The 24,018-nt window shown below is 68.7% G+C and carries 19 protein-coding genes; 8 read left to right on the forward strand and 11 right to left on the reverse strand.

Translation table 11 applies throughout. The features are described from left to right. Positions 1 to 78: 78 nt before the first annotated feature. Positions 79 to 921, reverse strand: a complete 843-nt coding sequence (locus tag WS62_RS15130; RefSeq protein WP_066572044.1) for an AAA family ATPase — start codon at positions 919 to 921, stop codon at positions 79 to 81. Positions 922 to 1,164: 243 nt separating this feature from the next. On the opposite strand from WS62_RS15130, the gene WS62_RS15135 reads away from it, so the two are divergent. Both WS62_RS15135 and WS62_RS15140 read left to right on the forward strand, forming a co-directional pair. Continuing rightward, positions 1,165 to 1,533 carry a c-type cytochrome gene (locus tag WS62_RS15135; protein ID WP_066484625.1) on the forward strand — a complete coding sequence of 123 codons (369 nt, stop codon included), beginning with the start codon at positions 1,165 to 1,167 and terminating at the stop codon, positions 1,531 to 1,533. Between the two features lie 40 nt (positions 1,534 to 1,573). After that, complete coding sequence (locus WS62_RS15140; protein ID WP_066572047.1) at positions 1,574 to 1,942, forward strand: c-type cytochrome; 369 nt, start codon at positions 1,574 to 1,576, stop codon at positions 1,940 to 1,942. Between the two features lie 356 nt (positions 1,943 to 2,298). Here WS62_RS15140 and WS62_RS15145 read toward each other — a convergent pair whose 3' ends face one another. The 4 genes from WS62_RS15145 to rsxB form a co-directional block, all read right to left on the reverse strand. Further along, the gene (locus tag WS62_RS15145) at positions 2,299 to 2,733 is read right to left on the reverse strand and encodes a DUF1841 family protein (protein ID WP_066572057.1); all 435 of its coding nucleotides are present in this window, start codon (positions 2,731 to 2,733) and stop codon (positions 2,299 to 2,301) included. Positions 2,734 to 2,787: 54 nt separating this feature from the next. Further along, entirely contained in the window at positions 2,788 to 2,970 is a 183-nt protein-coding gene (locus tag WS62_RS15150; RefSeq protein ID WP_066572059.1) for a hypothetical protein, read from the reverse strand. Between the two features lie 798 nt (positions 2,971 to 3,768). Then, entirely contained in the window at positions 3,769 to 4,413 is a 645-nt protein-coding gene (gene nth / locus WS62_RS15155; RefSeq protein ID WP_066572062.1) for an endonuclease III, read from the reverse strand. Between the two features lie 4 nt (positions 4,414 to 4,417). Continuing rightward, positions 4,418 to 5,278 (reverse strand): electron transport complex subunit RsxB, encoded by an 861-nt coding sequence (gene rsxB / locus WS62_RS15160; protein ID WP_066572064.1) that lies wholly within the window; start codon positions 5,276 to 5,278, stop codon positions 4,418 to 4,420. A gap of 257 nt (positions 5,279 to 5,535) precedes the next feature. On the opposite strand from rsxB, the gene bspR reads away from it, so the two are divergent. Continuing rightward, positions 5,536 to 6,168: a T3SS transcriptional regulator BspR gene (gene bspR, locus WS62_RS15165; RefSeq protein WP_066572065.1), complete on the forward strand. Its 633-nt coding sequence runs from the start codon at positions 5,536 to 5,538 to the stop codon at positions 6,166 to 6,168. 132 nt (positions 6,169 to 6,300) lie between these two features. Here the strand turns inward: bspR and WS62_RS15170 are convergent, their stop codons facing one another. Next, entirely contained in the window at positions 6,301 to 7,791 is a 1,491-nt protein-coding gene (locus WS62_RS15170) for a polyhydroxyalkanoate depolymerase (protein WP_066572067.1), read from the reverse strand. A 218-nt stretch (positions 7,792 to 8,009) separates the two neighbouring features. Beyond that, entirely contained in the window at positions 8,010 to 9,842 is a 1,833-nt protein-coding gene (locus WS62_RS15175; protein WP_066572068.1) for a glycoside hydrolase family 15 protein, read from the reverse strand. Between the two features lie 234 nt (positions 9,843 to 10,076). Here WS62_RS15175 and WS62_RS15180 point away from each other — a divergent pair, with 234 nt between their 5' ends. Next, positions 10,077 to 11,252 carry a lactonase family protein gene (locus WS62_RS15180; RefSeq protein ID WP_231748304.1) on the forward strand — a complete coding sequence of 392 codons (1,176 nt, stop codon included), beginning with the start codon at positions 10,077 to 10,079 and terminating at the stop codon, positions 11,250 to 11,252. Positions 11,253 to 11,463: 211 nt separating this feature from the next. Here WS62_RS15180 and WS62_RS38170 read toward each other — a convergent pair whose 3' ends face one another. Both WS62_RS38170 and WS62_RS15190 read right to left on the reverse strand, forming a co-directional pair. After that, positions 11,464 to 16,668, reverse strand: a complete 5,205-nt coding sequence (locus WS62_RS38170; protein WP_066572079.1) for a DNA translocase FtsK — start codon at positions 16,666 to 16,668, stop codon at positions 11,464 to 11,466. 175 nt (positions 16,669 to 16,843) lie between these two features. Beyond that, positions 16,844 to 17,392 carry an META domain-containing protein gene (locus WS62_RS15190; protein ID WP_066572081.1) on the reverse strand — a complete coding sequence of 183 codons (549 nt, stop codon included), beginning with the start codon at positions 17,390 to 17,392 and terminating at the stop codon, positions 16,844 to 16,846. Between the two features lie 580 nt (positions 17,393 to 17,972). On the opposite strand from WS62_RS15190, the gene purT reads away from it, so the two are divergent. The 4 genes from purT (at position 17,973) to WS62_RS15210 (ending at position 21,686) form a co-directional block, all read left to right on the forward strand. Then, the gene (gene purT / locus WS62_RS15195; protein ID WP_066572083.1) at positions 17,973 to 19,187 is read left to right on the forward strand and encodes a formate-dependent phosphoribosylglycinamide formyltransferase; all 1,215 of its coding nucleotides are present in this window, start codon (positions 17,973 to 17,975) and stop codon (positions 19,185 to 19,187) included. 187 nt (positions 19,188 to 19,374) lie between these two features. Beyond that, positions 19,375 to 19,539 carry a DUF6726 family protein gene (locus WS62_RS36480; protein WP_010102389.1) on the forward strand — a complete coding sequence of 55 codons (165 nt, stop codon included), beginning with the start codon at positions 19,375 to 19,377 and terminating at the stop codon, positions 19,537 to 19,539. Between the two features lie 65 nt (positions 19,540 to 19,604). Then, positions 19,605 to 19,991 (forward strand): MliC family protein, encoded by a 387-nt coding sequence (locus WS62_RS15205; protein WP_066572086.1) that lies wholly within the window; start codon positions 19,605 to 19,607, stop codon positions 19,989 to 19,991. A gap of 249 nt (positions 19,992 to 20,240) precedes the next feature. After that, positions 20,241 to 21,686 (forward strand): DEAD/DEAH box helicase, encoded by a 1,446-nt coding sequence (locus WS62_RS15210; protein ID WP_066572088.1) that lies wholly within the window; start codon positions 20,241 to 20,243, stop codon positions 21,684 to 21,686. Positions 21,687 to 21,989: 303 nt separating this feature from the next. Here the strand turns inward: WS62_RS15210 and gluQRS are convergent, their stop codons facing one another. Beyond that, entirely contained in the window at positions 21,990 to 22,883 is an 894-nt protein-coding gene (gluQRS, locus tag WS62_RS15215; RefSeq protein ID WP_066572091.1) for a tRNA glutamyl-Q(34) synthetase GluQRS, read from the reverse strand. 42 nt (positions 22,884 to 22,925) lie between these two features. After that, on the reverse strand, positions 22,926 to 23,807 hold the full coding sequence (locus tag WS62_RS15220) for a sulfurtransferase (protein WP_066572093.1): 882 nt from the start codon (positions 23,805 to 23,807) through the stop codon (positions 22,926 to 22,928). Positions 23,808 to 24,018: the final 211 nt, after the last annotated feature.

The raw sequence follows: 24,018 nt of genomic DNA on the forward strand, positions 1-24,018 counted from the left end.
CGTCGTGTGCTCGAGCGCGGGCGTGACGGATGGGGGCCGGCGGCTCATCTCGCGTGTCTCCTCGCAGCTCCGGCGAGCCTAGCGGTTGTGGCGGTTCATGTAGACGAGCCGCTCGAACAGGCTCACGTCCTGCTCGTTCTTGAGCAGCGCGCCCGCGAGCGGCGGCACGATCTGCTTCTGATCCTTCGAGCGCAGCGCGTCGGGCGGAATGTCTTCGGCGAGAAGGAGCTTCAGCCAGTCGAGCAGCTCGGAGGTCGACGGCTTCTTCTTCAGCCCCGACACGCCTCGCAGCTCGAAGAAGCTCCCGAGCGCCGCGCGCAGCAGGTCCTGCTTGATGCCGGGGTAGTGAACCTCGACGATCTTCTGCATCGTCGACGGATCGGGGAACTGGATGTAGTGGAAGAAGCAGCGGCGCAGGAACGCGTCGGGCAGCTCCTTCTCGTTGTTCGACGTGATGATGACGAGCGGGCGGTGCTGCGCACGCACGGTCTCGCGCGTCTCGTACACGTGGAACTCCATTCGGTCGAGCTCGCGCAGCAGGTCGTTCGGGAACTCGATGTCGGCCTTGTCGATCTCGTCGATCAGCAGCACGCTCGGCCGCTCGGCGTCGAACGCCTGCCACAGCACACCCTTCACGATGTAGTTCGCGATGTCCTTCACGCGCTCGTCGCCGAGCTGCGAATCGCGCAGGCGCGACACCGCATCGTATTCGTAGAGGCCTTGCTGCGCCTTCGTCGTCGACTTGATGTGCCACTGCAGGAGCGGCATGTCGAGCGCCGCGGCGACTTCCTCGGCGAGCATGGTCTTGCCCGTGCCGGGCTCGCCCTTGATGAGGAGCGGGCGTTGCAGCGTGAGGGCGGCGTTGACGGCGAGCTTCAGATCGTCTGTCGCGACGTATTGCGAGGAACCTTCGAAACGCATGGCGGCGGGCTTCCGGCGAAAAAAACCCAGTATAAGTCAGAAGCGCCGACGGCCTCGCGCGGCCGGTGTATCGTGCGGGGCGCATTCGGGGGGGCGCATGGTGGACGCATTCCCCGACGACGCGGTACAATCTGGCCGTTTTTTTGGCCTGCGTGGCGGCCTCACAAGTATAACGGCGGCATGACGGCGCCGGCCGTTGCCTTTGCGGGCGCCAGTTTCCCCTCAAGCTAGGTTACAAGAGCTATGAACAAATTCGTCGGCAAACATGTCGCTGCCACAGTGCTTGCGGCGCTCGCGGCGCTATCCGCCAGTGCGCAGGCGGCCGGTGTGGTCGGCAACCCGAAGGACGGGGCGAGCAAGGCTGCGATGTGCATCGGCTGTCACGGCATCGAAGGCTACCGTGTCGCCTACCCGGAGGTCTACCGGGTTCCGCTCCTCGGCGGCCAGAACCAGGTTTATCTCGAGAACGCGCTGAAGGCCTACCGGAAGAAGGATCGCCATTTCCCGTCGATGAACGCGATCGCCGATTCGCTGACGGATCAGGACGTCGCCGATCTCGCGGCCTACTACGCCGCGCAAAAGCCCGATTCGAAGAACAATCCCTACAAGTAAGCTCGCGCTTGCTGATCTCAGCACCGGGATAGGAGCATCCATGAAGAAGCCTCAGACGGCACTCAAGACGGCGGCGGCGCTCGCGCTCGCAGCCGGCTTCGCGATCGGCACCGCGCATGCGGCGGACGTCGCGAAGGGCAAGGACCTCGTCGAGTCGCACAACTGCGCGGCCTGCCACGGCGCGAAGCTCGACAATCCGATCAACGCCGAATATCCGCGCCTCGCGGGCCAGCACGCCGATTACCTGGTCTGGGCGATGCGCCAGTATCAGATGGGCCTGACGAACCCGCTCCTCGGTCGCAACAACGCGATCATGCAGGCACAGGTGCAGAGCTTGTCGGTCGCCGACATGAAGGATATCGCCGCGTACCTCGAATCGCTGCAAGGCAGCCTCGTGTTCAAGAAGTAACGGACATGTCGGGCATCGCGTGCGGCCGCTTGTGCGGCGCGCGCCGAAAGTACCCCGCCTCGCGCGGGGTTTTTTTTGTCCGGCCGGGGGCGTGCGTTCGTTTGCGGCGCGCAACGGGGCGGCTCGTGGGGCGTGGCCTTCGCTGCGCCGATTGGTGGGGAGAAGCGGCGCACGGACGGCGAATTCACGCGCTGCGGCGAGTCGTGCGTCGCGGCCCGTCGTTGGTCGCCGGTTGGCGCCGGCCTTTGCATCTATGGCAAGCGTGCCTGCCGTGCGTGCTCGCCCGTCGCTTCGACAATCGCAGCGACGCAGCGACGCGAGGACATAGCGGCGCGACGACGCCGGGCCGCGCGGCTTCAGCCGCGCGAAGCGCGCTGCAGGATCCGTTGTAGATAGGCATCGGAATCGGGCGGCGTATTCGTGCGCTGCGCTTCCCAGATCGTCTCGCGGAGACACTCCATGATCGCGTGCTGCGCGTCGTGCGCGGAATCGAAGCGCGCGGCGAGCTTCTCGTGCGCGGCCCGGATGCCGGGCGGCTGGTCGATCGACAACTGCTCGCTGATCGCGAGATGCATCGACAGATGCAGGAACGGATTCGTGCGTCCCTCGTCGGGCGTGTAATCGTGCGCGGTCGAACGCTCGGCGTCCTCGAGTTCCGCATGGTATTCGGGATGCTCGACGATCCAGTCGGCCGCGATCGCTTCGAGCGGCGTGAGGATCTCGCCCGAACGCTGCTTGCGCCAGGTGTCGATGAAGAAGCGACGCACGTCGTCGCGGCTCGGATTGAACATGATGGAGTGCGGGGTTGCGTGTGGCGGGCCGTCGCGGCCGCGCGAATGCGCATTTTACGCCGGCTGCGGCGGGGCTGCCGAATGCGCGTCCGGCACGCGCGCGGCGAGCGACAGGGCCAGCGCCGGAAACGGAAGAGCCGCGGCGCGGCTCGCCCGCGTGTGTTGCCGCGCGCCCGAAGCAGCACGGCGGCTGGCGGATGCCGGCGTGCGGCGATGCGTTTCCTGCTCGATCGTCATTCCGGGCGGGCTGCGCTTGCCGCGGTGTGCGGCGCGAGTGGCGCAGGCTTCGGCATAAACACCGCTTATGCGGTTGCCCGGAGCTCGTTAGAATCGAGCGCTTTTACTATTCCTTTTCCACCATGAGATCCGCCGCCGGAGCACCATCCGCCGCGTTGCGCGGCGCGCTGTACGTCGCGTTGGGTGATGGTGAATCTGTCGATCAGGTCGATCAGGTCGATCAGGTCGAGTAGGTCGAGTAGGTCGAGTAGGTCGAGTAGGTCGAGTAGGTCGAGTAGGTCGAGTAGGTCGAGCAGGTCGAGCAGGTTGAGCAGGTCGATCGGGGCGACGCAGCGATCAGGGACGCGCGATACGGGCGGCCGCGAGGCCGGCGTTCGCCGCCGCTGACCGGATTACGCGAAGCTCGGAGCAGGCGGCGGAAAATCGACGCAGCATGCTGTCGTTTTCGATGTGGCGGCGATGGCGTCAACGTACTCGAGACGGCCACGAACGGGATCGCATGAAGCACGCGGTCGTGCGGCGCGCGTCCTGCTCGACGGTTCGACGGCTCAAAGGCTCAAAGGCTCAAAAGCTCAAAAGCTCAAAAGCTCAAAAGCTCAAAAGCTCAAAAGCTCAAAAGCTCAAAAGCTCGAAACGGATGAAGGGGTGAGAACGACCGAAGGAATGGCCGCGTCGCGTGCAGACGGCTCTAACGCATCGCTGCATCCATGGCTGGCACAACAGCTGCGTCGACGGCATCCGCACGCGCACGAAGCGATTCACACCGGCCGCGCGCAGCTTTGCACGCGGCCCGCTCCGTCACTGCACCGGCGCGGGCGTTTTCGGCTTGTATTCGCAAAGCGGCTCGATCGCGCAATGCCAGCACTCGGGCCGCCGCGCCTTGCATACGTAGCGTCCGTGCAGGATCAGCCAGTGATGCGCATCGTGCAGGAATTCCTTTGGCGTGAACTTCTCGAGCGCGGCTTCGACCGCGCGCACGTCCTTGCCGGGCGCGAGCCCCGTGCGGTTCGCAACGCGGAAGATGTGCGTATCGACGGCGATCGTCGGCTGGCCGAACGCGGTGTTGAGCACGACGTTCGCGGTCTTGCGGCCGACGCCCGGCAGGCTCTCGAGCGCTTCGCGGTCAGCGGGCACTTCGCCGTCATAGCGCTCGAGCAGGATCCGGCATGCCGCGACGACGTTCTTCGCCTTCGTCCGATAGAGGCCGATCGTCTTGATGTAGTCGGCGATGCCTTCCTCGCCGAGCGCAACGATCTTCTTCGGCGTGTTCGCGACCGGGAACATCTTGCGCATCGCCTTGTTGACCGATACGTCGGTCGCCTGCGCCGACAGCATCACCGCGATCAGCAGTTCGAACGGCGTCGTGTATTCGAGCTCGGTCGTCGGATGCGGGTTGAGGCTATGCAGCGTTTCGAAGATCGCGCGTCGTTTGTTGGCGTTCATGCGGTTATGGCTTCGGTTTCGAGGTCGGCGATGCGTCGCCCGCGGCATCCGAAGCGTCGGCGGCGTCCGGCTTGTCGCTGGCGTCGCGCGGCTCGGCGAGACGGCGACGGCGTGCTTCGGCCGCGTCGATCTGCGCCTGCACCGCGGCGCTCACGCCATCGGTGTTCTTCGGGCCCGCGCCCTGTGCGGCGAGCTCTTCCTTCTTCTTGCGGGCGCGCTCGAGCGCCGCCGCGATGATCGCGCGCTTCTTCGCTTCCGGATCGTCGTCGGTGGGCTTGGCAGGCGCGGGGGCCGCGGGGGCGGCCGCCGCGGCGCTCGCCGCTCGCCGCGCCGCCGCGCGCGCTTCGGCCGCTTCGCGCTCGCGCTTCTGGCGCGCGAGGCGTGCGTCGTGCCGCGTGCGCGCGGCGTCCGCCTGCTGTTGCGACCACGCGTCCCAGCCGGTCGTCTCGCCGGTGACGGGTATCATCGCGATGCAGTCGACGGGGCAGGGCGGCACGCACAGGTCGCAGCCGGTGCAGAGCTCGGCGACGATCGTGTGCATTTGTTTCGGTGCCCCGACGATCGCGTCGACGGGGCACGCCTGCATGCACAGCGTGCAGCCGATGCACAGCTGCTCGTCGATGAACGCGACGGGGCGCGGGCGCTCGACGCCGTGCTCCGGATTGAGCGGAATCACGGGCTTGCCGAGCAGCTTCGCGAGGCGCGCGACGCCTTCGACGCCACCCGGCGGGCATTGGTCGTAGCCGGCGGTGCCGGCCGCGATCGCCTCCGCGTACGGACGGCAGCCGTCGTAGCCGCACTTCGTGCATTGCGTCTGAGGCAGCAGATCTTCGATGCGATCCGCGAGGGTCTTGGAATCGGTCACGGTGACTACGTGGGGAGGCGCGCGGGCGCGGCATGGCGGCCGGGCGTTCGAATGCGGCCAGGATCTTTCTCGAAAGAACAATTATCGCCGATTTTTCGCATTGCGCTTAACAACGCATGTGCCATAATCAAAACGCTTTTTCGCGTGACTATAGCAGGGTGTCCCTTAACGACGGCGCGCCCGTTCACGCTGCTGGCGATCGACGCAGGGCCGGCGGCGCGAGCCGGACTACGCGGCTCACATAGCAAAACGCCACTATGAATCAGCCAAAAATCAAAAGAGACCCAGAGGGAACCCGGCGCCGGATCCTGCTCGCGGCGGCCGACGAGTTCGCGACAGGGGGGCTGTTCGGTGCGCGAGTCGACCAGATCGCACGCCGTGCCGAGACCAACGAGCGCATGCTCTATTACTACTTCGGCAGCAAGGAGCAGTTGTTCACCGCGGTGCTCGAATACGCGTTCTCCGCGCTGACGGAGGCCGAGCGGGCTATCGATCTCGAGGGCGTCGCGCCCGTCGAGGCGATCACGCGGCTCGCGCATTTCGTGTGGGACTATTACCGCGATCATCCCGATCTGCTGCGTCTTCTCAACAACGAGAACCTGCATGAGGCGCGCTATCTGCAGAAATCGACGCGCATCCGCGAGATGATCTCGCCGATCGTCGCGACGATCGACGGCGTGCTCGAACGCGGCCAGAAGGCGGGGCTCTTTCGCACGGACATCGATCCGCTGCGCTTTTACGTGACGCTGTCGGGGCTCGGCTACTACATGGTGTCGAACCGCTTCACGCTCGCGGCGACGTTCGGCCGCGATTTCAGCACGCCCGGCGAGCGTACCGAGATGATCAAGATGAACACCGAGCTGCTGCTCGCGTATCTGCTCAGGCGTTGAGCCGGGCAGGGCGCCCGGCCGGTTTCGGTTTTTCGCCACGCTCGTTCGTCGAGCCGCCGATAAACATTGCGCGCCGCTCGCGCTTGACGGCGCGAAGCGGCGCGCAATTCGGCGACGAGCGGCGGACCGGTGTCAGGCAGCCTTGCGAGAGCGCGGCATGCGCGTTGCCGCGACCTTCGCCGCGGTGCGCTTCGCGGCGGCCGGCTTTGCCGTGCGCGCTTTCGCCGCCGGGCGCTTCGTGGCCGCCAGCCGGAGCGTCGCCGTCGCCGCCGTCGCGGGCGCGGGCGCGGCGCTCGCCGTCTCGCTGCCCGACGTCGACTCGCTCGGCGTGGCCGGCGAAGCCGGCGTGCGCTTGGCTTGCGGCGTTGGCTCCTTCGGCTGCGACGCGTGCTCGCGGATGAAGTCGCGCAACTGCGGATAGATGATCGTGCGCCAGCGGCGGCCCGAGAAGATGCCGTAGTGGCCGCATTTCTCGGCGGTGAGGCTGCGGCGGTGCGCCTGCGGAATGCCCGTGCACAGCTCGTGCGCGACGTGCGTCTGACCGCTGCCCGAGATGTCGTCGAGCTCGCCTTCGATCGTCATCAGCGCGGTCGAATGGATGTCGGTCGGCTTCACGCGTTCGCCGTGGATGTCCCACGTGCCTTCGGCGAGACGGAATTCCTGGAACACGATGCGGATCGTGTCCAGATAATATTCGGCCGCCATGTCGAGCACCGCGTTGTATTCGTCGTAGAAGCGGCGGTGCGCTTCGGCGTCTTCCTCGTCGCCGCGCAGCAGGCTCTGGTAGAAGTCCCAGTGCGATTGCGCGTGGCGCTCCGGATTCATCGCGACGAAGCCCGTGTGCTGCAGGAAGCCCGGATAGACCTTGCGGCCTTCGCCCGGATAGTTCGCGGGCACATTGTGGATCACGTTGTTCTCGAACCACGAATGCGAGCGGTTCGTCGCAAGCGAATTCACCGATGTCGGGCTCTTCCGCGCGTCGATCGGACCGCCCATCATCGTCATCGTGAGCGGCGTGTCCTCGCCGCGGCTCGCCATCAGCGAGATCGCCGCGAGCACGGGCACGGTCGGCTGGCATACCGAGATCACGTGCAGGTTGCGCGCGCCGATATGTCGGATGAATGCCTGGATGTAGTCGACGTAGTCGTCGAGGTGGAACGGGCCGACTTCGACGGGCACCATCCGCGCGTCGATCCAGTCGGTGATGTACACCTTGTGATCCTGCAGCAGCGTGCGCACCGTATCGCGCAACAGCGTCGAGTGGTGGCCGGACAGCGGCGCGCACACGAGCACGACGGGTTCGTCCTTCAGTTGCCCGACGGCGCCCGTGTCGTCCGCGTAGCGCTTGAAGCGCAGCAGGCGGCAGAACGGCTTCTCGACGATCGTCTGCTCGACGATCGGAATGTTGTGCCCGTCCTTGACGATCTGGTGAATCCCGAATTCCGGCTTCTCGTAATCCTTGCCGAGCCGGAACAGCAATTCGTAGCCCGCCGCGAGGCGCGTTGCGCCCGGCACGAGCGACAGCGGGCTCAACGGATTCGCGAACGATTTCGAGGCGGCCTGTGCCCAGGCGGTCAGCGGGCTCAGCATCGCCCGCTGGAATTCGTGAAATTGGTAAAGCATGCGAGCTCCCGATGGGAGAACGGCGCGCGAAGGCGGCGCGGTGCGTCGCGGCGTGCCGTGTCAGTCAACAATCGTACTGATTCGCTTGTGAGATCGAATCAGTCGCGACCGATCATATCGGACAATCAGGGGTGTCGCAACGCAGCATACCCGCATTTTCGAGGGATACCTCGACATATGACCATGTCTTACGTTTGGCGTGCAAACGTGAATCGGCATCAGCGTCCGGCGACCGCATCGGCGGGCGTTGGCTGACCGGCCGCGCGCAGCATTTCCTCTTCGTGATGCATCAGGTTGAACGCCGTGTGCACGAGCCCGACGTGCGAGAACGCTTGCGGGAAATTCCCTACCTGACGCCGCGTGACGGGATCGTATTCCTCGGCGAGAAGGCCGAGGTCGTTCGTCAGCGACAGCAGGCGCCGAAAGAGCGCGTGCGCGTCGTCGATGCGGCCGAGTAGCGCGAGATTGTCGACGAGCCAGAAGCTGCACGCGAGAAACGTGCCTTCGCCGGGCGGCAGGCCGTCGTCGTATTCGGTCGTGTGATAGCGCAGCACGAGGCCGTCTTGCATCAGGCCGCGCTCGATCGCGGCGACCGTGTCCGCCACGCGCGAATCGGACGGCGGCAGGAAGCCGACGAGCGGCAGTATCAGCACGCTCGCGTCGAGCGCGTCGCCGCCGTAGCTTTGCGTGAATGCGCGTATGCGCGCATTCCAGCCGTGCGCGCAGACGTCGGCGTGGATCTCGTCGCGCACCGCGCGCCAGCGCTCGAGCGGGGCGGGCAGACGGAACATCTCGGCCGACTTGATCGCGCGGTCGAACGCGACCCACGCCATCACCTTCGAGAACGTGAAGTGCCGGCGGCCGCCGCGCGTCTCCCAGATGCCTTCGTCCGGCTCGCGCCAGATATTCTCGAGGTGCGCGAGCAACGTCGTCTGGACGGACCAGACCGTGTCGTCCGCCTGCAGGCCGCCGACGCGCGCGACGTGCAGCGCGGCCATCACTTCGCCGAACACGTCGAGCTGCAACTGGTTCGCCGCGTTGTTGCCGATCCGCACCGGCCGCGAGTCGTGATAGCCCGGCAGCCAGTCGAGCACCATTTCGGGCAGGCGCCGTTCGCCCGCGATTCCATACATGATCTGAATCTGCCCGGGCGAGCCCGCCATCACGCGGCCGAGCCACGCGCGCCATGCGCGCGCTTCGTCGTAGTAGCCGCCGCGCATCAGCGCGAGCAGCGTGATCGTCGCGTCGCGCAGCCAGCAGTAGCGGTAGTCCCAGTTGCGCGAGCCGCCCAGCTGTTCGGGCAGCGACGTCGTCGGCGCGGCGACGATGCCGCCCGTCGGCTGGTATGCGAGCGCCTTCAGCGTGATCAGCGAGCGGCGCACAGCCGCGGCGTAGCGGCCGCGCAACGGACAGCGCGTCGACCATTCGAGCCAGTAGTTCTCGGTGCGCGCGAGCATCGACAGCGGCTCGCGGGCGGGCGGCAGCCGCAGGTGCGACGCCGCGTAGCTGAGCGAGAACGGCACGCGCTCGTCGGCCTTCAGGGTGAATTCGGCGACCGTATGCAGGTTCTCGCCCGACAGCGGCACCGGCGTGCGCAGCACGACCGTGTCCGGACCGGCGATCGCCTTCACGCCGGCTTCGCGCGGCAGCCGCGTGACCCACGGAACCGAGAAGCCGTAGTCGAAACGCAACACGAGCTGCATCTGCATCTTCATCTCGCCACGCCGGCCGATGACGATCCGCACGAGCTCCGACCAGCCGCTGTCGGGCGGCATGAAGTCGACCACGGTGACGGCGCCTTCGTCGCTCTCGTAGTCGGTTTCGAGGATCAGCGTGTCGCCGCGGTAGCGGCGCGACGTCGAGCTCACGCGGACGTCGGCGGCGGGCGCGACCAGCCAGCGGCCGTGCTCCGGCGTGCCGACGAGCGCGGCGAAACACGCGCCGGAATCGAAACGGGGCCAGCAGAGCCAGTCGACCGAGCCGTCCCGGGAAATCAGCGCGGCCGTGTGGCCGTCGCCGACGAGGGCGTAGTCTTCAATGAGGGCGGGCATGGGCGAGGATCCTCCAACAATCTTGTCGTTCACGATCTGGGCACGCCCGCGCCGCGCTGTACGGCGGCAAGCGAGGGCCCGTATACTCCGGCGGACGACGCCGCGCGGGCGGTCGGACAGCCCGCGCTTCGCAACATCACATCACTTGAGACGGATCGATGCAAGGAGGTTCCGATGACCCAACGCGCTCACGCGCCTTCGTCTTTCGCTTTCCCGCTTAGGCTGAGCCACTGGATGAGAGGTTTCGCGCTCGCGCTGCCGCTCCTGAGCGCCCATGCGTTCGCACAAGATGCGAGCGCCGGCCCCTCGGGCGGCGTCTACAACCTGCTCGTCGGCACCTACACGGGCCCGGGCAGCGGAGGCATCTACGTGTATCGCTTCGACACCGATTCGGGGCGCGTCACGCCCGTGTCGTCGGCGAAGACCGAGAACCCGTCGTACCTCGTCGCGAGCCGCGACGGCCGCCACGTGTACGCGGTCAACGAGCTGCCCGGCGACGCCGGTCCCGCGAGCGTGCGCGGCGGCGTCAGCGCATTCGACTTCGACGCGAAGACGGGCGCGCTCGCGTTCGTCAACCGCGTGTCGTCGGAAGGCAACGATCCGTGCTACCTGAGCCTGTCGCCGGACGGCAAGTATCTCGTCGCGGCGAACTACTCGGTCGCGTCCGATCCGGGCGGCAGTTTCTCGGTGTTTCCGGTCGAGGCGACGGGCGCGCTCGGCGCCGCCGTGCTGAAAGTGCATCACGAGGGCACGGGCCCCGTGACGGGGCGCCAGGATGGCGCGCACGTTCATTCGGCCGTATTCTCGCCGGACGGCAAGTATCTGTTCGTGCAGGATCTCGGCGCGGACAAGATTTATTCGTACCGCTACATACCGGACGGCAGCCGCGGGCTCGTCGGCCCGACCGATGCGCGCTACACGCTCGCGAAGCCGGGCTCGGGCCCGCGCCATCTCGTGTTTAGCCCGAACGGGCGGTTCGCTTACGTGACCAACGAGCTGAACGCGTCGGTCGACGCGTATCGCTACGACGACGGCCGGCTCGCGCACGTCGAGACCGTGTCGATGACGGCGCCGGGCTTCGCCGGCAAGGTCGGCGGGGGCGCGCTGCACCTGTCGCCGGACGGGCGCTTCCTGTACGCGAGCAACCGCGGCGACGCGAACGACATCGTGATCTATGCGGTGAACGCGGCCGACGGCAGGCTGACGCTCGTCGACCGTCAATCGAGCCTCGGCAGGACGCCGCGCGAGTTCGCGATCGATCCGAGCGGCAAGTGGCTCATCGTCGGCAACCAGGACAGCGACAGCGTGTTCGTGTTCCGGCGCGACATCGCGAGCGGCCGGCTCGAGCCGAATCCGGCGAAGATCGAGGTCGGCAAGCCGGTCGATTTCAAGTTCGTGCCGGTGCAGTAGCGGCGCGCGGCGCGCGGCGCGTGCGGGCGCCGCCGCGCCGGTCGGATCAGGCAGGCACGAGGCGGGCGCCGGGCGCTGCGCGCGTTCCGGTGGTCCGTTCGCGCTCGAGAAAGAAAAACCCCCTCGCATGTCGCGAGGGGGGGTCTTTTGCTGCATTGCGTCGTGCCGCGCGGTGCCGAAGTCGTGCCGCGCGGCACATGCGCCGGCGCGCTTATTCGGGCAGCGGCGGCGCGAGCACTTCGCGGCTGCCGTTGATGCCCATCGGCGACACGAGGCCCGCGGCCTCCATCTGCTCGACGAGCCGCGCCGCACGGTTGTAGCCGATGCGCAGTTGCCGCTGCACCGACGAGATCGATGCGCGCCGCGTACGCACGACGAACGCGACGGCCTCGTCGTAGAGCGGATCGGCTTCCGCGTCCGGCGCCTCGCCGAACAGGTCCTGCGACCCGCCTTCGGAACTTGGCCCGTCGAGAATCCCTTCCTCGTACTGCGGCTCGCCGAACTGCTTCAGATACTCGACGATCCGGTGCACTTCCTCGTCCGCGACGAATGCGCCATGCACGCGCTGCGGGTAGCCGGTGCCGGGCGGCAGGAACAGCATGTCGCCCTGGCCGAGCAGCGATTCGGCGCCCATCTGGTCGAGGATCGTGCGCGAATCGATCTTCGACGACACCTGGAACGCGACGCGCGTCGGAATGTTCGCCTTGATGAGGCCCGTGATCACGTCGACGGACGGACGCTGCGTCGCGAGGATCAGGTGGATGCCGGCTGCGCGCGCCTTCTGCGCGAGCCGCGCGATCAGCTCCTCGATCTTCTTGCCGGCCACCATCATCAGGTCGGCGAGCTCGTCGATCACGACGACGATGAGCGGCAGCGGCGACAGCGGTTCCGGATCGTCGGGCGTGAGCGAGAACGGGTTGCCGATCTTCTTTTCCTTCGCGGCGGCGTCGCGGATCTTCTGGTTGAAGCTCGCGAGATTGCGCACGCCGACGGCCGACATCAGCCGATAGCGCTTCTCCATCTCGCCGACGCACCAGTTGAGCGCGTTCGCGGCGAGCTTCATGTCGGTGACGACGGGCGCGAGCAGATGCGGGATGCCTTCGTAGACCGACAGCTCGAGCATCTTCGGATCGATCATGATGAGCCGCACGTCCTCGGGCGTCGCCTTGTAGAGGAGCGACACGATCATCGCGTTGATCGCGACCGACTTGCCCGAGCCGGTCGTGCCGGCGACGAGCATGTGCGGCGCCTTCGCGAGATCGGTGACGACAGGATTGCCGGTGATGTCCTTGCCCATCGCGAGCGTGAGCTGCGACGCCGAGTGCTGGTACTGGCGCGACGCGAGGATTTCGGACAGGCGGATCACTTGCCGCTTCGCGTTCGGCAGCTCGAGGCCCATGCAGGTCTTGCCGGGGATCGTCTCGACGACGCGGATCGACGTGAGGCCGAGGCCGCGCGACAGGTCCTTCATCAGGCCGACGATCTGGCTGCCGCGCACGCCGAGCGCGGGCTCGATCTCGAAGCGGGTGATCACGGGGCCGGCCGACGCGCCGACGACCGTCACCGGCACCTTGAACTCCTGCAGACGCTGCTCGATGATCTGGCCGGTTTGCGCGAGATGCTCGTCGGAGATCGCCTCAATGGTGTCGGACGCGGGTTCGAGCAGATCGAGCGTCGGCAGTTCGATGTTCGACGCGGCGGGCGCGTGGAATTCGAACGCGTTCGGGCCCGGCTGCGGTGTCGGACGGGGGGGCTCGGCGGGGACGGCGCTCGACGGCGCGGCGACGACGGCAGCCGATGTGGGCGGCGTGGTCGGTGCGCCCGGCGTGCCCGGTGCTTCCGGTGCGGCGGTGTGCGGCGACGGCGACGGCGACGCGCCCGGCACGGTTGCGGTGGAGACGACGGCGACCGGTGCGACAGTGGCTGGTGCTGCAACGGACGGTACTGCAACGGATGGTGCTACGGCGGATGGTGCTACAGCGGATGGTGCTACAGCGGATGGAGCGGCGAGGGCAGGAATATCCGTGGCCGGCACGGCTTGGCCCGGGGCCGCGCCGGTCGGTGCGGCGATGCCCGCCGCGGCTGCATTCGGCATGCTCGACACGTGGCCGGTCGGCACCGGCGCGTACGATGCGGTGACGTTCGGCGGCGTCATGCTCGGCGCGACGATCGGCGAGGCGACTGCGCCGGGAGCGGCGACGCCTGCCGATGCGGCCGTCGGCGTGCTCACGCTCGGCGTGACGGACAGTGCGCTGGCGCGCGACGCGATTGCGGTCGATGCGGCTGCGTTCGAGGTGACTGCGGGCGCGGTGGCGACGTTCGGCGCGGCGATGCCCGCCGCGGCGGCGGGCGGCACGCCGCCGCTCGACGCGACGGCGCTTGGCGCGGCTGCGGCTGGCGGGATATTCGGCGCACCGATGGGCGGCACGACCGGGCTCGATGTGGGGACGGCCGTCCCGATCACGCCGGGCACGCTGGAGAACGTCGCGGCCGCGCCAGGCGCGGCGACGTTCGACGTCTCCGCAGGCGCGACGGCGCCTGACGCCACGGCCTTCGTGACTATGTCCGACGTGACGGAAGCGGGCATCGCCGTATCCGGCGTAGCGACCGGTGCAGCTCCGGATGGCGCGGTGGCGCTCGATCCGCCCGGCGATTGCATCGCCGACGCGGGCGATGTCCTGGCGGACGTCGGTCCGGCGGAGCCGGCGTTGGCGGTGGCGTTGGCGTTGGCGGCGAAAGGCGCGTTCGGAACGGCTGCCGCCGACTCGGCGGGCGTCGGCTGCGAGGCGGCCGAACTGATCGCGGCCGCGGCTCGTGTCGATTGCGGTTGGGCGCGTGATTCGGTTTGCATCGTCTCGGAACAAGCGGCCGGGGCGTCGGCGTCGACCGCTTCTTCCCACGGCGCGATCGCGCGTCGCGTGTCGACGGCTTGCGAAGCGCTCGCCATCGTGCGCGAGTCGAAAGCGACAGCCGGTTGCGGCACGGCTTGCGTGCCGTCGTCGTTGGCCGGCGCGATCGGCTTGCGGTCCGTGGCGCCATCGTTCGACGTGGCGGCCAGCGCGGCGCCTGCCGCGATCGGGGCGGCGGATTGCGACGCGGGCGCGACGCCCGGTGCGGCTACGGATCGCTGCTTGCTTGCGCCGAGGGCGGTCACCGGTTCCTGGCTCGACGATGGCGTGTCGGCAATACCGAAGGCCGGCACGTGCGGCGCAGCGTCGGCTCGCGACTTCACATCGGGCGCGCCGGTCGGATCTTTGACGTCGGCGGCTTCGGACGTTGCAACCGATGCACGTTCCGTCGCGGCGGCCGACTGGGCTGCTTCGGTGATGATCGGCGCGACGGCCGTCGAAATGGGTGCAGCATCGGCTACGACGTTGCCTGCCGATGCCGGGACGGATGCAGCGTTCTGCTCCGCCGGATTGCCGGCAGGCGCGCCGACATCGGCGATGGGCGCGGCGTGTTCGACGGCCGCATTGGCGGTTGCAGCGGGTATGACGGACGCGTCAAGCCGGTGATCCGTTTCGGCAACCGGCGGCACGGATGCTTCGGCCGTGCCGACTTCGCGGGCATGCGCGACGGGCGTGCCGACGTCGATGCCGCGAGCGGCATCGACTGATGCGGCCGCGGCTTCAACGGACGTGATCTTGCCCATGACGTCGACGGCCGGGGCGGCGGATGCTGCTCCCGCCGATTCAGCGACGAGCGCGCCGGCTTCGGCAGGGGAGGCGGCATCGGCATCGACCGTCGATCTGGCCGCTCCGGCCGCCGGGGCGACAGCCCCGACGACAGGAGAAACCGCAGCCGCAGTCATTTCCTCTGCCGCTGGAATGCTCGATGCAACCGCCGCCGCCTCGATGGCCGACGGCTCGGACAGTGCGTGCGCCGCTTGCGGCGCCGAGACGGCACTCGTTGCGCCGGCGATCGTCGTCCATTGCGCGGCGTTGGCCTCGATCGAGCGCAGCGTCTCGTGCACGCTTGCTGCGGGCGCGATGCGTTCCGCGGGTTTTTCCGTCCACGCATAGAGCGGCGCGCGCGCCGGGCCGGCCGGCCGCTTGCGGGCGGGTTCGGCGGCGGGCGCCGTGATCGGCGCGCGGGCGGCGGGCTGCGACGACGGCGTTGCGGCAAGGTTGCGCGGCGCGCCGGCAGCCTGCCGCGACGGCGTGAACGTCATCGGCCGATTGCGGGCCGCTGACACGGCGGCCTGCGTCGCCGGGCGGCGCGGCACGAAGCGCTCGTCGGGCGTGGCGGGATGCGGTCCCGACCGTTTGCCGATCGCCGCGACGGCCGCGGTCGAGCCGATCGGCTTGGCGATGCCGGCCGCAGCCGGCGCGAACGGTGCGTGCGGCGCGCCGGACGAAACGTGCATGCCGAGCGGGGCGGCCGCTGCGCCTGCCGATGCGGCGACGCTTGCCGGCTTCGCAAGGCCGCCCGCCGGCATCGTTCCGGCAGCCCTTGCTGGGCCGGTCGCAGGTGCGGTCGAGACGGGATGCGGCGCTTTCGACGCAATGCTTCCTTGCGTCGCCGGGCTTGCAGCTTTCGACATGCCGCTTGCCGGCATCGCCGACATCGTTGGATTGGCCGCTTTGGGCGGGCTCCCCACGGGCATGGCGGCGCCCGTCGTTTTCGCCGGCTCGCCCGTCGTCATGGCGCTGCCCGCCGCCTTCGGAAATCCGCTCGCGGGTGCTGCGGCAGCGGCCGCAGTCGCCTTCGCGACGCCGCTTGCCGCCGCTCCCGCCACCGAGGCTGCCGATGCCGCGCCGCGCGCGGACGCACCCGGCTTGAGCCACCCGGAGGGCGCGGTCGGCTCCACCGCGGCTCGCGCCGCGCCGCCCGCGGCGGCGTTGCGTCGATCGCCGCGCGGCGCGTCGTTCGGCTTCCACAGCGTCGGCCGTGAAAAGCGGCCATTCTGCCGAGGCGCCATCGAGTTGACCGTGTGCGCGGTCGTCGGCTGCACGTCGGCTGCGCGGCGCACGCGCCGGTCGTCGTCGCGATGCAGCGCGGCGCGCGGCAGGTCCGCGACGCCGCGCGATCCGTCGTCGCCGCGCTCGCGCGCGAAGCGGATCCCGAACGACGCGTCGAGCCATGCGTTCACCTGCTGCCAGCGGACGCCGACGAGCCACGGCAGCCCGACGAAGAACAGCACGACCATCGCGAGCGGCGTGCCGACGTGTCCGAGCACCCGTTCGAAGCCGCCCGCGAGCGCGTGGCCGAGCGCGTTCGTTGTCGCGTCGCCGGGCAGCGCGGTCGCGAGCGTGCAACTCGCGACGAGCACGCAGAAGAAGCCGAGCCAAAGCCGGATCGAGCCGTGGCCCGCGAGGCCGCCGCCGCCCGGCAGCATCGCCTTGACGAGCCGCCAGAAAAGAGGAATGAACCAGACGGCCGAGAAGCCGAACCAGCCGAGAACTACCGTTTGCATGCTCAGAAACTGGAGGAGGACGGGGCGCGACGCGCGACCCCGTCGAGTTTAACCGGTCGACGAAGATGCTATCGAGAACGGCGCGCGTCGTCGCGCCGTTCTCGTGCGCGCGCAACCCGGCGGGCGCCGCCCGCCGTCCGCTTCGCCGGCAGGGCCGTCCGACGCGCGCCGCTGCTTACTTGCTGTCGCGGCGCGCGAACGTCAGCGTCGCGCCGTCGTCGGTGATGAGGATCAACTGTTGGGGATCGCGCATCTGCACGCCGGCCTTCGCGATGTGGTCGAGCGCGGCGAGATAGTCTCGCTCGAGCTTGGCGCGCGCCGGCGCGATGCACGCCATCCGCGTGCCGACAAGCGGGCCGAAGCTCAGCACGCCGTTCTTCACGTCGTAGGTGCCCCCGTAGCGGTTGCAGCCCGAGAAGCCGGCCGCGCGCCGCACGCCGGACTGCGTCGACAGCGCGAGCTTGATCGGCTCGCCGTTGTCGCCGTGCGGGACGTCGCGTTGCGAGCCGTCGGCATTGCGCCAGTTGACGAGCTCCCAGCTCGTGTCGTCGATCAGCTGGATCGTCGCGGGATTGAACGGATCGGGGGCGGGGGCGCTCGAGTCGGGATGCGTCGGCATCGTGCAGGCGGCGAGAAGCGCGGCGACGCTCAGCGCACCGAGCGGCGCGCGCAGCGAGCGGACAACGCGTAAGCGCATGCGCGCGGCTGCGGATGAATTGAACATGGCCTCGTTCCTCTTCGAATCTTCAATGTTGCTGGCGAAGACGTAAGGGTAACGCACTCGCGTCGTCGGACGCGAGCGGACAGTCGCCGCACGCGTTCGTTCGTGCGCCTTGCGGCAATGACGCGGGGCGTTTCTTGCGCGATTCGCGGGCAATGCGGTGCGTTGCGGAAGATTGCATCGGATCGTTGCGATGGTCATGCGAAGGCTTTGCGCGCGACGCGTTTGCGGGGCGAGGCGTCGTCGTGAGCGTCGTTGGCGCGCGGGGATCGCGGATGGCTCGGCGATGCCGGGGTTTCCGAGGCGCGTCGAAGTCGCCGATCATTTTGTGGATGTGGACGCGACGGCGGGAGAGTCGCGAAGGCTATGGAAGTCGCGAGGGCCGCAAGGGCCGCGATGTTCGCGGAACGCACGAATGAAAGAGGCGGCCGCGAAAGCTTCGCAGTTGCGACGTCCCGGTGCCCGCGAGCCGCCGCGCCCGCCACCCGCCACCCGACGCCCGCCAAATCGACGGGCGGCGCACAGGCCCTGCGTGTTAACATCCCAAGTCGTTTTCGCCATCCATCATCCAGCGGGAAATCTCATGCAGATCGGTCAGCGGCTCGGCACGCCGCTTTCGCCGTCCGCCACGCGCGTCATGCTGCTCGGCGCGGGCGAGTTGGGCAAGGAAGTCATTATCGCGTTGCAGCGGCTCGGCGTCGAAGTGATCGCCGTCGACCGCTATCCGAACGCGCCCGGACATCAGGTCGCGCATCGCGCGCACGTGATCGACATGACGGATCCGGACGCGCTGCGCGCGCTCGTCGATACGGAGCGCCCGCATCTCGTCGTGCCCGAAATCGAGGCGATCGCGACCGACGCGCTCGCCGCGATCGAAGCGGCCGGCGTTGCTGAAGTGATTCCGACCGCGCGCGCGACGCAGCTCACGATGAACCGCGAGGGCATCCGCCGGCTCGCGGCCGAGGAACTCGGGTTGCCGACGTCGCCGTACGCATTCGCGCAGTCGTTTGACGAATTCAAGGCGGCCGTCGCGCAGATCGGTTTCCCGTGCGTCGTGAAGCCCGTGATGTCGTCGTCGGGCAAGGGGCAGTCGGTTCTCAGGCGCGACGCCGACGTCGAGCCCGCGTGGCAGTACGCGATGGCGGGCGGCCGCGTGAATCACGGCCGCGTGATCGTCGAGGGCTTCATCCAGTTCGATTACGAGATCACGCAGCTCACGGTGCGCGCGATCGATCCGGCGAGCCTCGAGACGCACACCTATTTCTGCGAGCCGATCGGGCACGTGCAGGTCGCGGGCGACTACGTCGAGTCGTGGCAGCCGCAGCCGATGAGCGCGAAGGCGCTCGAACGCTCTCGCGACATCGCGCATCGCGTGACGGCCGCGCTCGGCGGCCGGGGGATCTTCGGCGTCGAGCTGTTCGTGCGCGGCGACGACGTCTGGTTCTCCGAAGTGAGCCCGCGTCCGCACGACACGGGGCTCGTCACGCTCGCATCGCAGCGCCAGTCGGAGTTCGAACTGCACGCGCGCGCGATTCTCGGCTTGCCGGTCGAGCCCGCGCTCGCGACGCCCGCCGCGTCGGCCGTAATCTACGGCGGGCTCGACGAAGCGGGCATCGCGTTCGAAGGCGTGCGCGACGCGCTCGCGGTGCCGGGCGCGGACCTGCGTCTGTTCGGCAAGCCGGAGAGCTTCGTCAAGCGCCGGATGGGCGTCGCGCTCGCATCGGGCGCGAACGTCGACGAAGCGCGCGAGCGCGCGAAGCGGGCGGCCGCCGCGGTGCGGCCGGTGTCCGCGCGCTGACGAGGCGCGATGCGCATTGCGCGTATCGGCGGATGCGGCGGATGCGGCGGATGCGGCGGGGTGCCGCGATCGGTTCGTGCCGGCCGCGATGCCGCGCCGGTCCGCAAGCGGCAAGTTGAGGTTTCCGGGCCGCCGTGCGCGTACATCGACGCGAAGGGTGCGCAGCGGGCCGGAAGAGGAGGTGGCAATGAAGTGGATGTTGATCGTTGCATTGTGTCTGTCGACGGCGGGCTGCGGGCTTGCCGCCGCGCCGTGCCGGATCGCGTCGGCGGGGCTCAAGATCGTGCCTGTCGTCGGCCATGTCGCGGCGGCGCCGACCGACGCGTGCGCGGGCGTCATCGATCCGGATTGACGAAACAGCGGCCTGGATGCGCGGCGCCCGGTGCGGCGCGCGTCCATTGCTCGACGAGGAAAGCAATGAACAGGAAAACGCTGGCTGTGCTCGGCGTCGCCGGTCTGTGCGCGGCTGTCGGCGCGGCGCATGCGGCGCGGCTGACCATCGAGGAGATCGATGCCGATGCGCGCGAAACGGTCGTCTATCGATGCGCGACCGAGCCGAAGCCGGTGCGGGTCTCGTACTGGCGCGCGGACAACGGGCAGAGCTTCGCGCTCGTGCCCGTCAACGGATCGCGACTGCTGTTCGTCGATACCGTGTCGGCGTCGGGCGTCCGCTATCAGGCGGGCCGCTACGTCTGGTGGACGAAGGGGCGCGACGCGAACTTGTACGACGAAATCGCGGGCGAGAAAGCGCCGCCCGTGCTCGGCGATTGCAGCGAGATCCAGAAGAAGCGCAAGAAGGGCTGAGCGGGGCGTGTGCGCCGCGCGGGCCGCGGCGACGAAGCCGTTTCTCAAGGGATGCTACAATACTGCCCTTTCTGCCGGCACTCTGCCGGACGAAGCTTCGCGCACGGCCTGGACGGCCTCAGGCGCCGGCGGTGCCCTGCGGCGCGCCGCGGCTTCGTCTTCATTCCGAAGTGGTTTGCGCAGCCTGTCTCGCGAGCGAGCATGCCGCGCGCTAGATGTCCCGCCGCGCCTTTTGAGCGAAACGCCACCATGTCCGATTCTGTTGCCACGCCTGTCGACGCGACGTTCGATCAATTCGGCCTTGCCGCCGAGATCCTGAAAGCGATTGCCGACCAGGGCTATACGACGCCGACGCCAATCCAGGCGAAGGCGATTCCGGTCGTGCTGTCCGGCCGCGACGTGATGGGCGCCGCGCAGACCGGCACCGGCAAGACCGCGAGCTTCTCGCTACCGATCATCCAGCGCCTGCTGCCGCAGGCGAACACGAGCGCGTCGCCCGCCCGCCACCCGGTGCGCGCGCTGATTCTCACGCCGACCCGCGAGCTCGCCGACCAGGTCGCCGCGAACGTGCACGCGTACGCGAGGCACACGCCGCTGCGGAGCGCGGTCGTGTTCGGCGGTGTCGACATGAATCCGCAGATGGCCGAGCTGCGCCGCGGTGTCGAGGTCCTGATCGCGACGCCGGGCCGCCTGCTCGACCACGTCCAGCAAAAGACCGCGAATCTCGGCCAGGTGCAGATCCTCGTGCTCGACGAAGCGGACCGGATGCTCGACATGGGCTTCCTGCCCGATCTGCAGCGGATCCTGAACCTGCTGCCGAAAGAGCGTCAGACGCTGCTGTTCTCGGCGACGTTTTCGCCGGAAATCAAGAAGCTCGCGTCGACCTATCTGCGCAACCCGCAGACGATCGAGGTCGCGCGCAGCAACGCGACCGCGACGAACGTCACACAAATCGTCTACGACGTCGCCGAGGGCGACAAGCAGGCGGCCGTCGTCAAGCTGATCCGCGACCGCGCGCTCAAGCAGGTGATCGTGTTCTGCAACAGCAAGATCGGCGCGAGCCGCCTTGCGCGCCAGATCGAGCGCGACGGGATCGTCGCGTCGGCGATCCACGGCGACCGTTCGCAAAGCGAGCGGATGCAGGCGCTCGACGCGTTCAAGCGCGGCGAGATCGAAGCGCTCGTCGCGACCGACGTCGCCGCGCGCGGCCTCGACATCGTCGAGCTGCCGGCCGTCATCAACTTTGATCTGCCGTTCAGCGCGGAAGACTACGTGCACCGGATCGGCCGCACGGGGCGCGCGGGCGCGTCGGGCGACGCGCTGTCGCTATGCAGCCCGAACGAGCGCAAGCAGCTTGCCGACATCGAAAAGCTGATCAAGTGTGCGCTGCCGCTCGAGGCGCTCGAGCTCGACCTGCCGCGTCACCGCCACGACGAGCGCGGCGGCCGCCGCGAGCGCGACCGTGACGAGCGCCGCGGCCCATCCGTCGGCCGCCGTTCGGCGGGCGGCGAGCGTCCGCATCATGCGCGCCGCGAAGCGCCGATCGACGATTTCTTCCTGAAGCCGTACGAGCCGCCGACGCCGGCGCGCGGCTCGGAAGAGGCGAGGTCCGTGCAGCCGGAGAAGAAGGCGCCGAAGCAGCCGCTCGCCGCGCTGCTCGGCGGGTTCGGGATGCCGCGCAAGACGTCGTCGTGATGCGGGGGTGAGCGTCGTCGATGGGGGCCGGGAACGGCGCCTTAGTAAATGAGAAGCGGGCGGGTGCGTGAGCATCCGCCCGCTTTGTTTTGCGCGCGGCGCGTCGGTCGCGCTTGGGGCGAAAGGGCGGCGTTGTCGCGGCCGGACAGCGTATGAACCGGTCGGCAGGCGGGCGGCCGCGAAGAGGCGGTCGCGCCGGATGCGCGGTGATGCTGTCGATTGCGGCCGGAAGCGGTGCAGCCAGGCGATGGGGTCAAGCGGCGGGGCGAAGCAATGCGAATGCAATCACGCGCCGCGCAGACGTCACCGACGCGCGTTCGGTCCGAAACGCAAATCCCACGCAGCGATCGCGGCCGGATAGAACGCGTCCAGCGACGCGCACGCCGCGGCGTCGAGCGACAGCCCGAGATGCCGCGCGGCAGCGACGAGCGCGGGCAGCGGCGCGGCGGGGTCGAGCGCGGTCGCGCCCGTCTGCTTGCTGAGCTTTTCGCCGTTCGCATCGACGACGATGGGCACGTGGAGATAGCTTGGCGTCGGCAGTCCGAGGCAGCGCTGCAAGTAGATCTGACGCGCGGTCGAGTCGAGCAGGTCCGCGCCGCGTACGACGTGCGTGATGCGCGCGTCGCCGTCGTCGACGACGACCGCGAGCTGGTACGCCCATTGCCCGTCCGCGCGCTTCAGTACGAAATCGCCGACTTCCGTCGCGAGATTCTGCGTCTGCGTGTGCTGCCACCGATCGTCGAAACTGACGACGGCTGCCGCACCGTCCGGCACGCGCAGTCGCCACGCGCGTGCGGGCTTGCCGCGCAGGCCGCCGCGGCAGGTGCCGGGATACGCGAGCGTCGTGTGCCGCTCGTGCGCGGCGCGCAGCGAATCGGCGATCTCCTTGCGCGAACAGCCGCAAGGATAGACGAGCCCCGCGGCCGTGAGCCGCTCGAGCGCCGCCGTGTAGCGCGCGACGCGCGTGCTCTGCCAGACGGGCGGCTCGTCGGGGACGAAACCGAAGCGGGACAGCGTCGCGAGGATGTCCTCGGCCGCGCCGGGCACCGTGCGCGGACCGTCGATGTCCTCGATCCGCACGAGCCACGCGCCGCCCCATGCGCGCGCGTCGAGCCAGCTCGCGAGCGCGCCGACGAGCGAGCCGAAATGCAGCGGGCCGGTGGGCGACGGCGCGAAGCGCCCGCGATAGCCTGTCATTCGATGTGGCGCGTGACGAAGCGCAGAAGCGGACGCGCGGCGTCAGGCGGCGTGCGCCGGCTCGGCAGGACGGCTCGCACGCTCGCCGGAATGGCACGCGGGACAAGACTTGCCGGGCACGTAGAGCGGCGATTGCTGCGCTTCGGCGGGCACGACCGCGCGGCACGCGAAGCACGTGACGTCGGGCGTCGGCTCGAGGCTCGGATTGAGCGCGGTGCGGTAATCGAACACGAAGCAGTCGCCGTGATAATGCGCGCCGCCCACTTCCTCGAAGTACTTGAGGATGCCGCCTTCGAGCTGATAGACGTGGTCGATGCCGACGTCCTTCATGTGGATCGCCGCCTTCTCGCACCGAATGCCGCCCGTGCAGAACGACACGATGGTCTTGCCTTCGAGGTCCGCGCGGTTCGCCTCGATCACTTCGGGGAACTGGCTGAACTTGTCGATCCGGTAGTCGAGCGCATTGTCGAACGTGCCGACGTCGACCTCGAACGCATTGCGCGTGTCGAGCATCACGACGGGCCGGCCCGCGTCGTCGTGGCCCCGGTCGAGCCAGGCCTTCAACGTCTGCGCGTCGACGGACGGTGCGCGGCCGAGCTCCGGTTTGATCGCCGGCTTCTTCATCGTGATGATCTCGCGCTTCAGGCGCACGAGCATGCGGCGGAACGGCTGCGAATCGGACAGGCTCTCCTTGAACCGCAGGTCCGCGAACTTGTCTTCGAACAGCGGATCGTGGCGGAGATAGTCGACGAAGGCGTCGGTCGCTTCGCGGGAGCCCGCGATGAACAGATTGATGCCCTCGGGGGCGAGCAGGATCGTGCCGCGCAGCCCGAGCGCATCGCAGCGCGCGGTGATGAGCGGTCGCCATTGCTCGATCGAGTCGAGCGAGACGAAGCGGTAGGCGGCGAGGTTGACGGTAGTCATGTCGGTCGGTAAGGCGGCTGCGGCCCGACGGCGCTGCAGCGCGAAAAAGGGCGCGGCGGGGCGGGCGGCAGGAACGGACGAAAACGGAAAGCCGTATTATCCCGCAAACTGCGCGGCTTTCCGCCGTCGGCCGAACGGACGATGTGCGACGGCGGGACGCGGCACCGTCGCAGCAGGCAAATCGGCGCGGCCGCTTGGCGGGGCGCCGTCG

The sequence above is a fragment of the Burkholderia sp. ABCPW 14 genome, from assembly GCF_001523835.1.
In the GTDB taxonomy this organism is placed as follows: domain Bacteria; phylum Pseudomonadota; class Gammaproteobacteria; order Burkholderiales; family Burkholderiaceae; genus Burkholderia; species Burkholderia mayonis.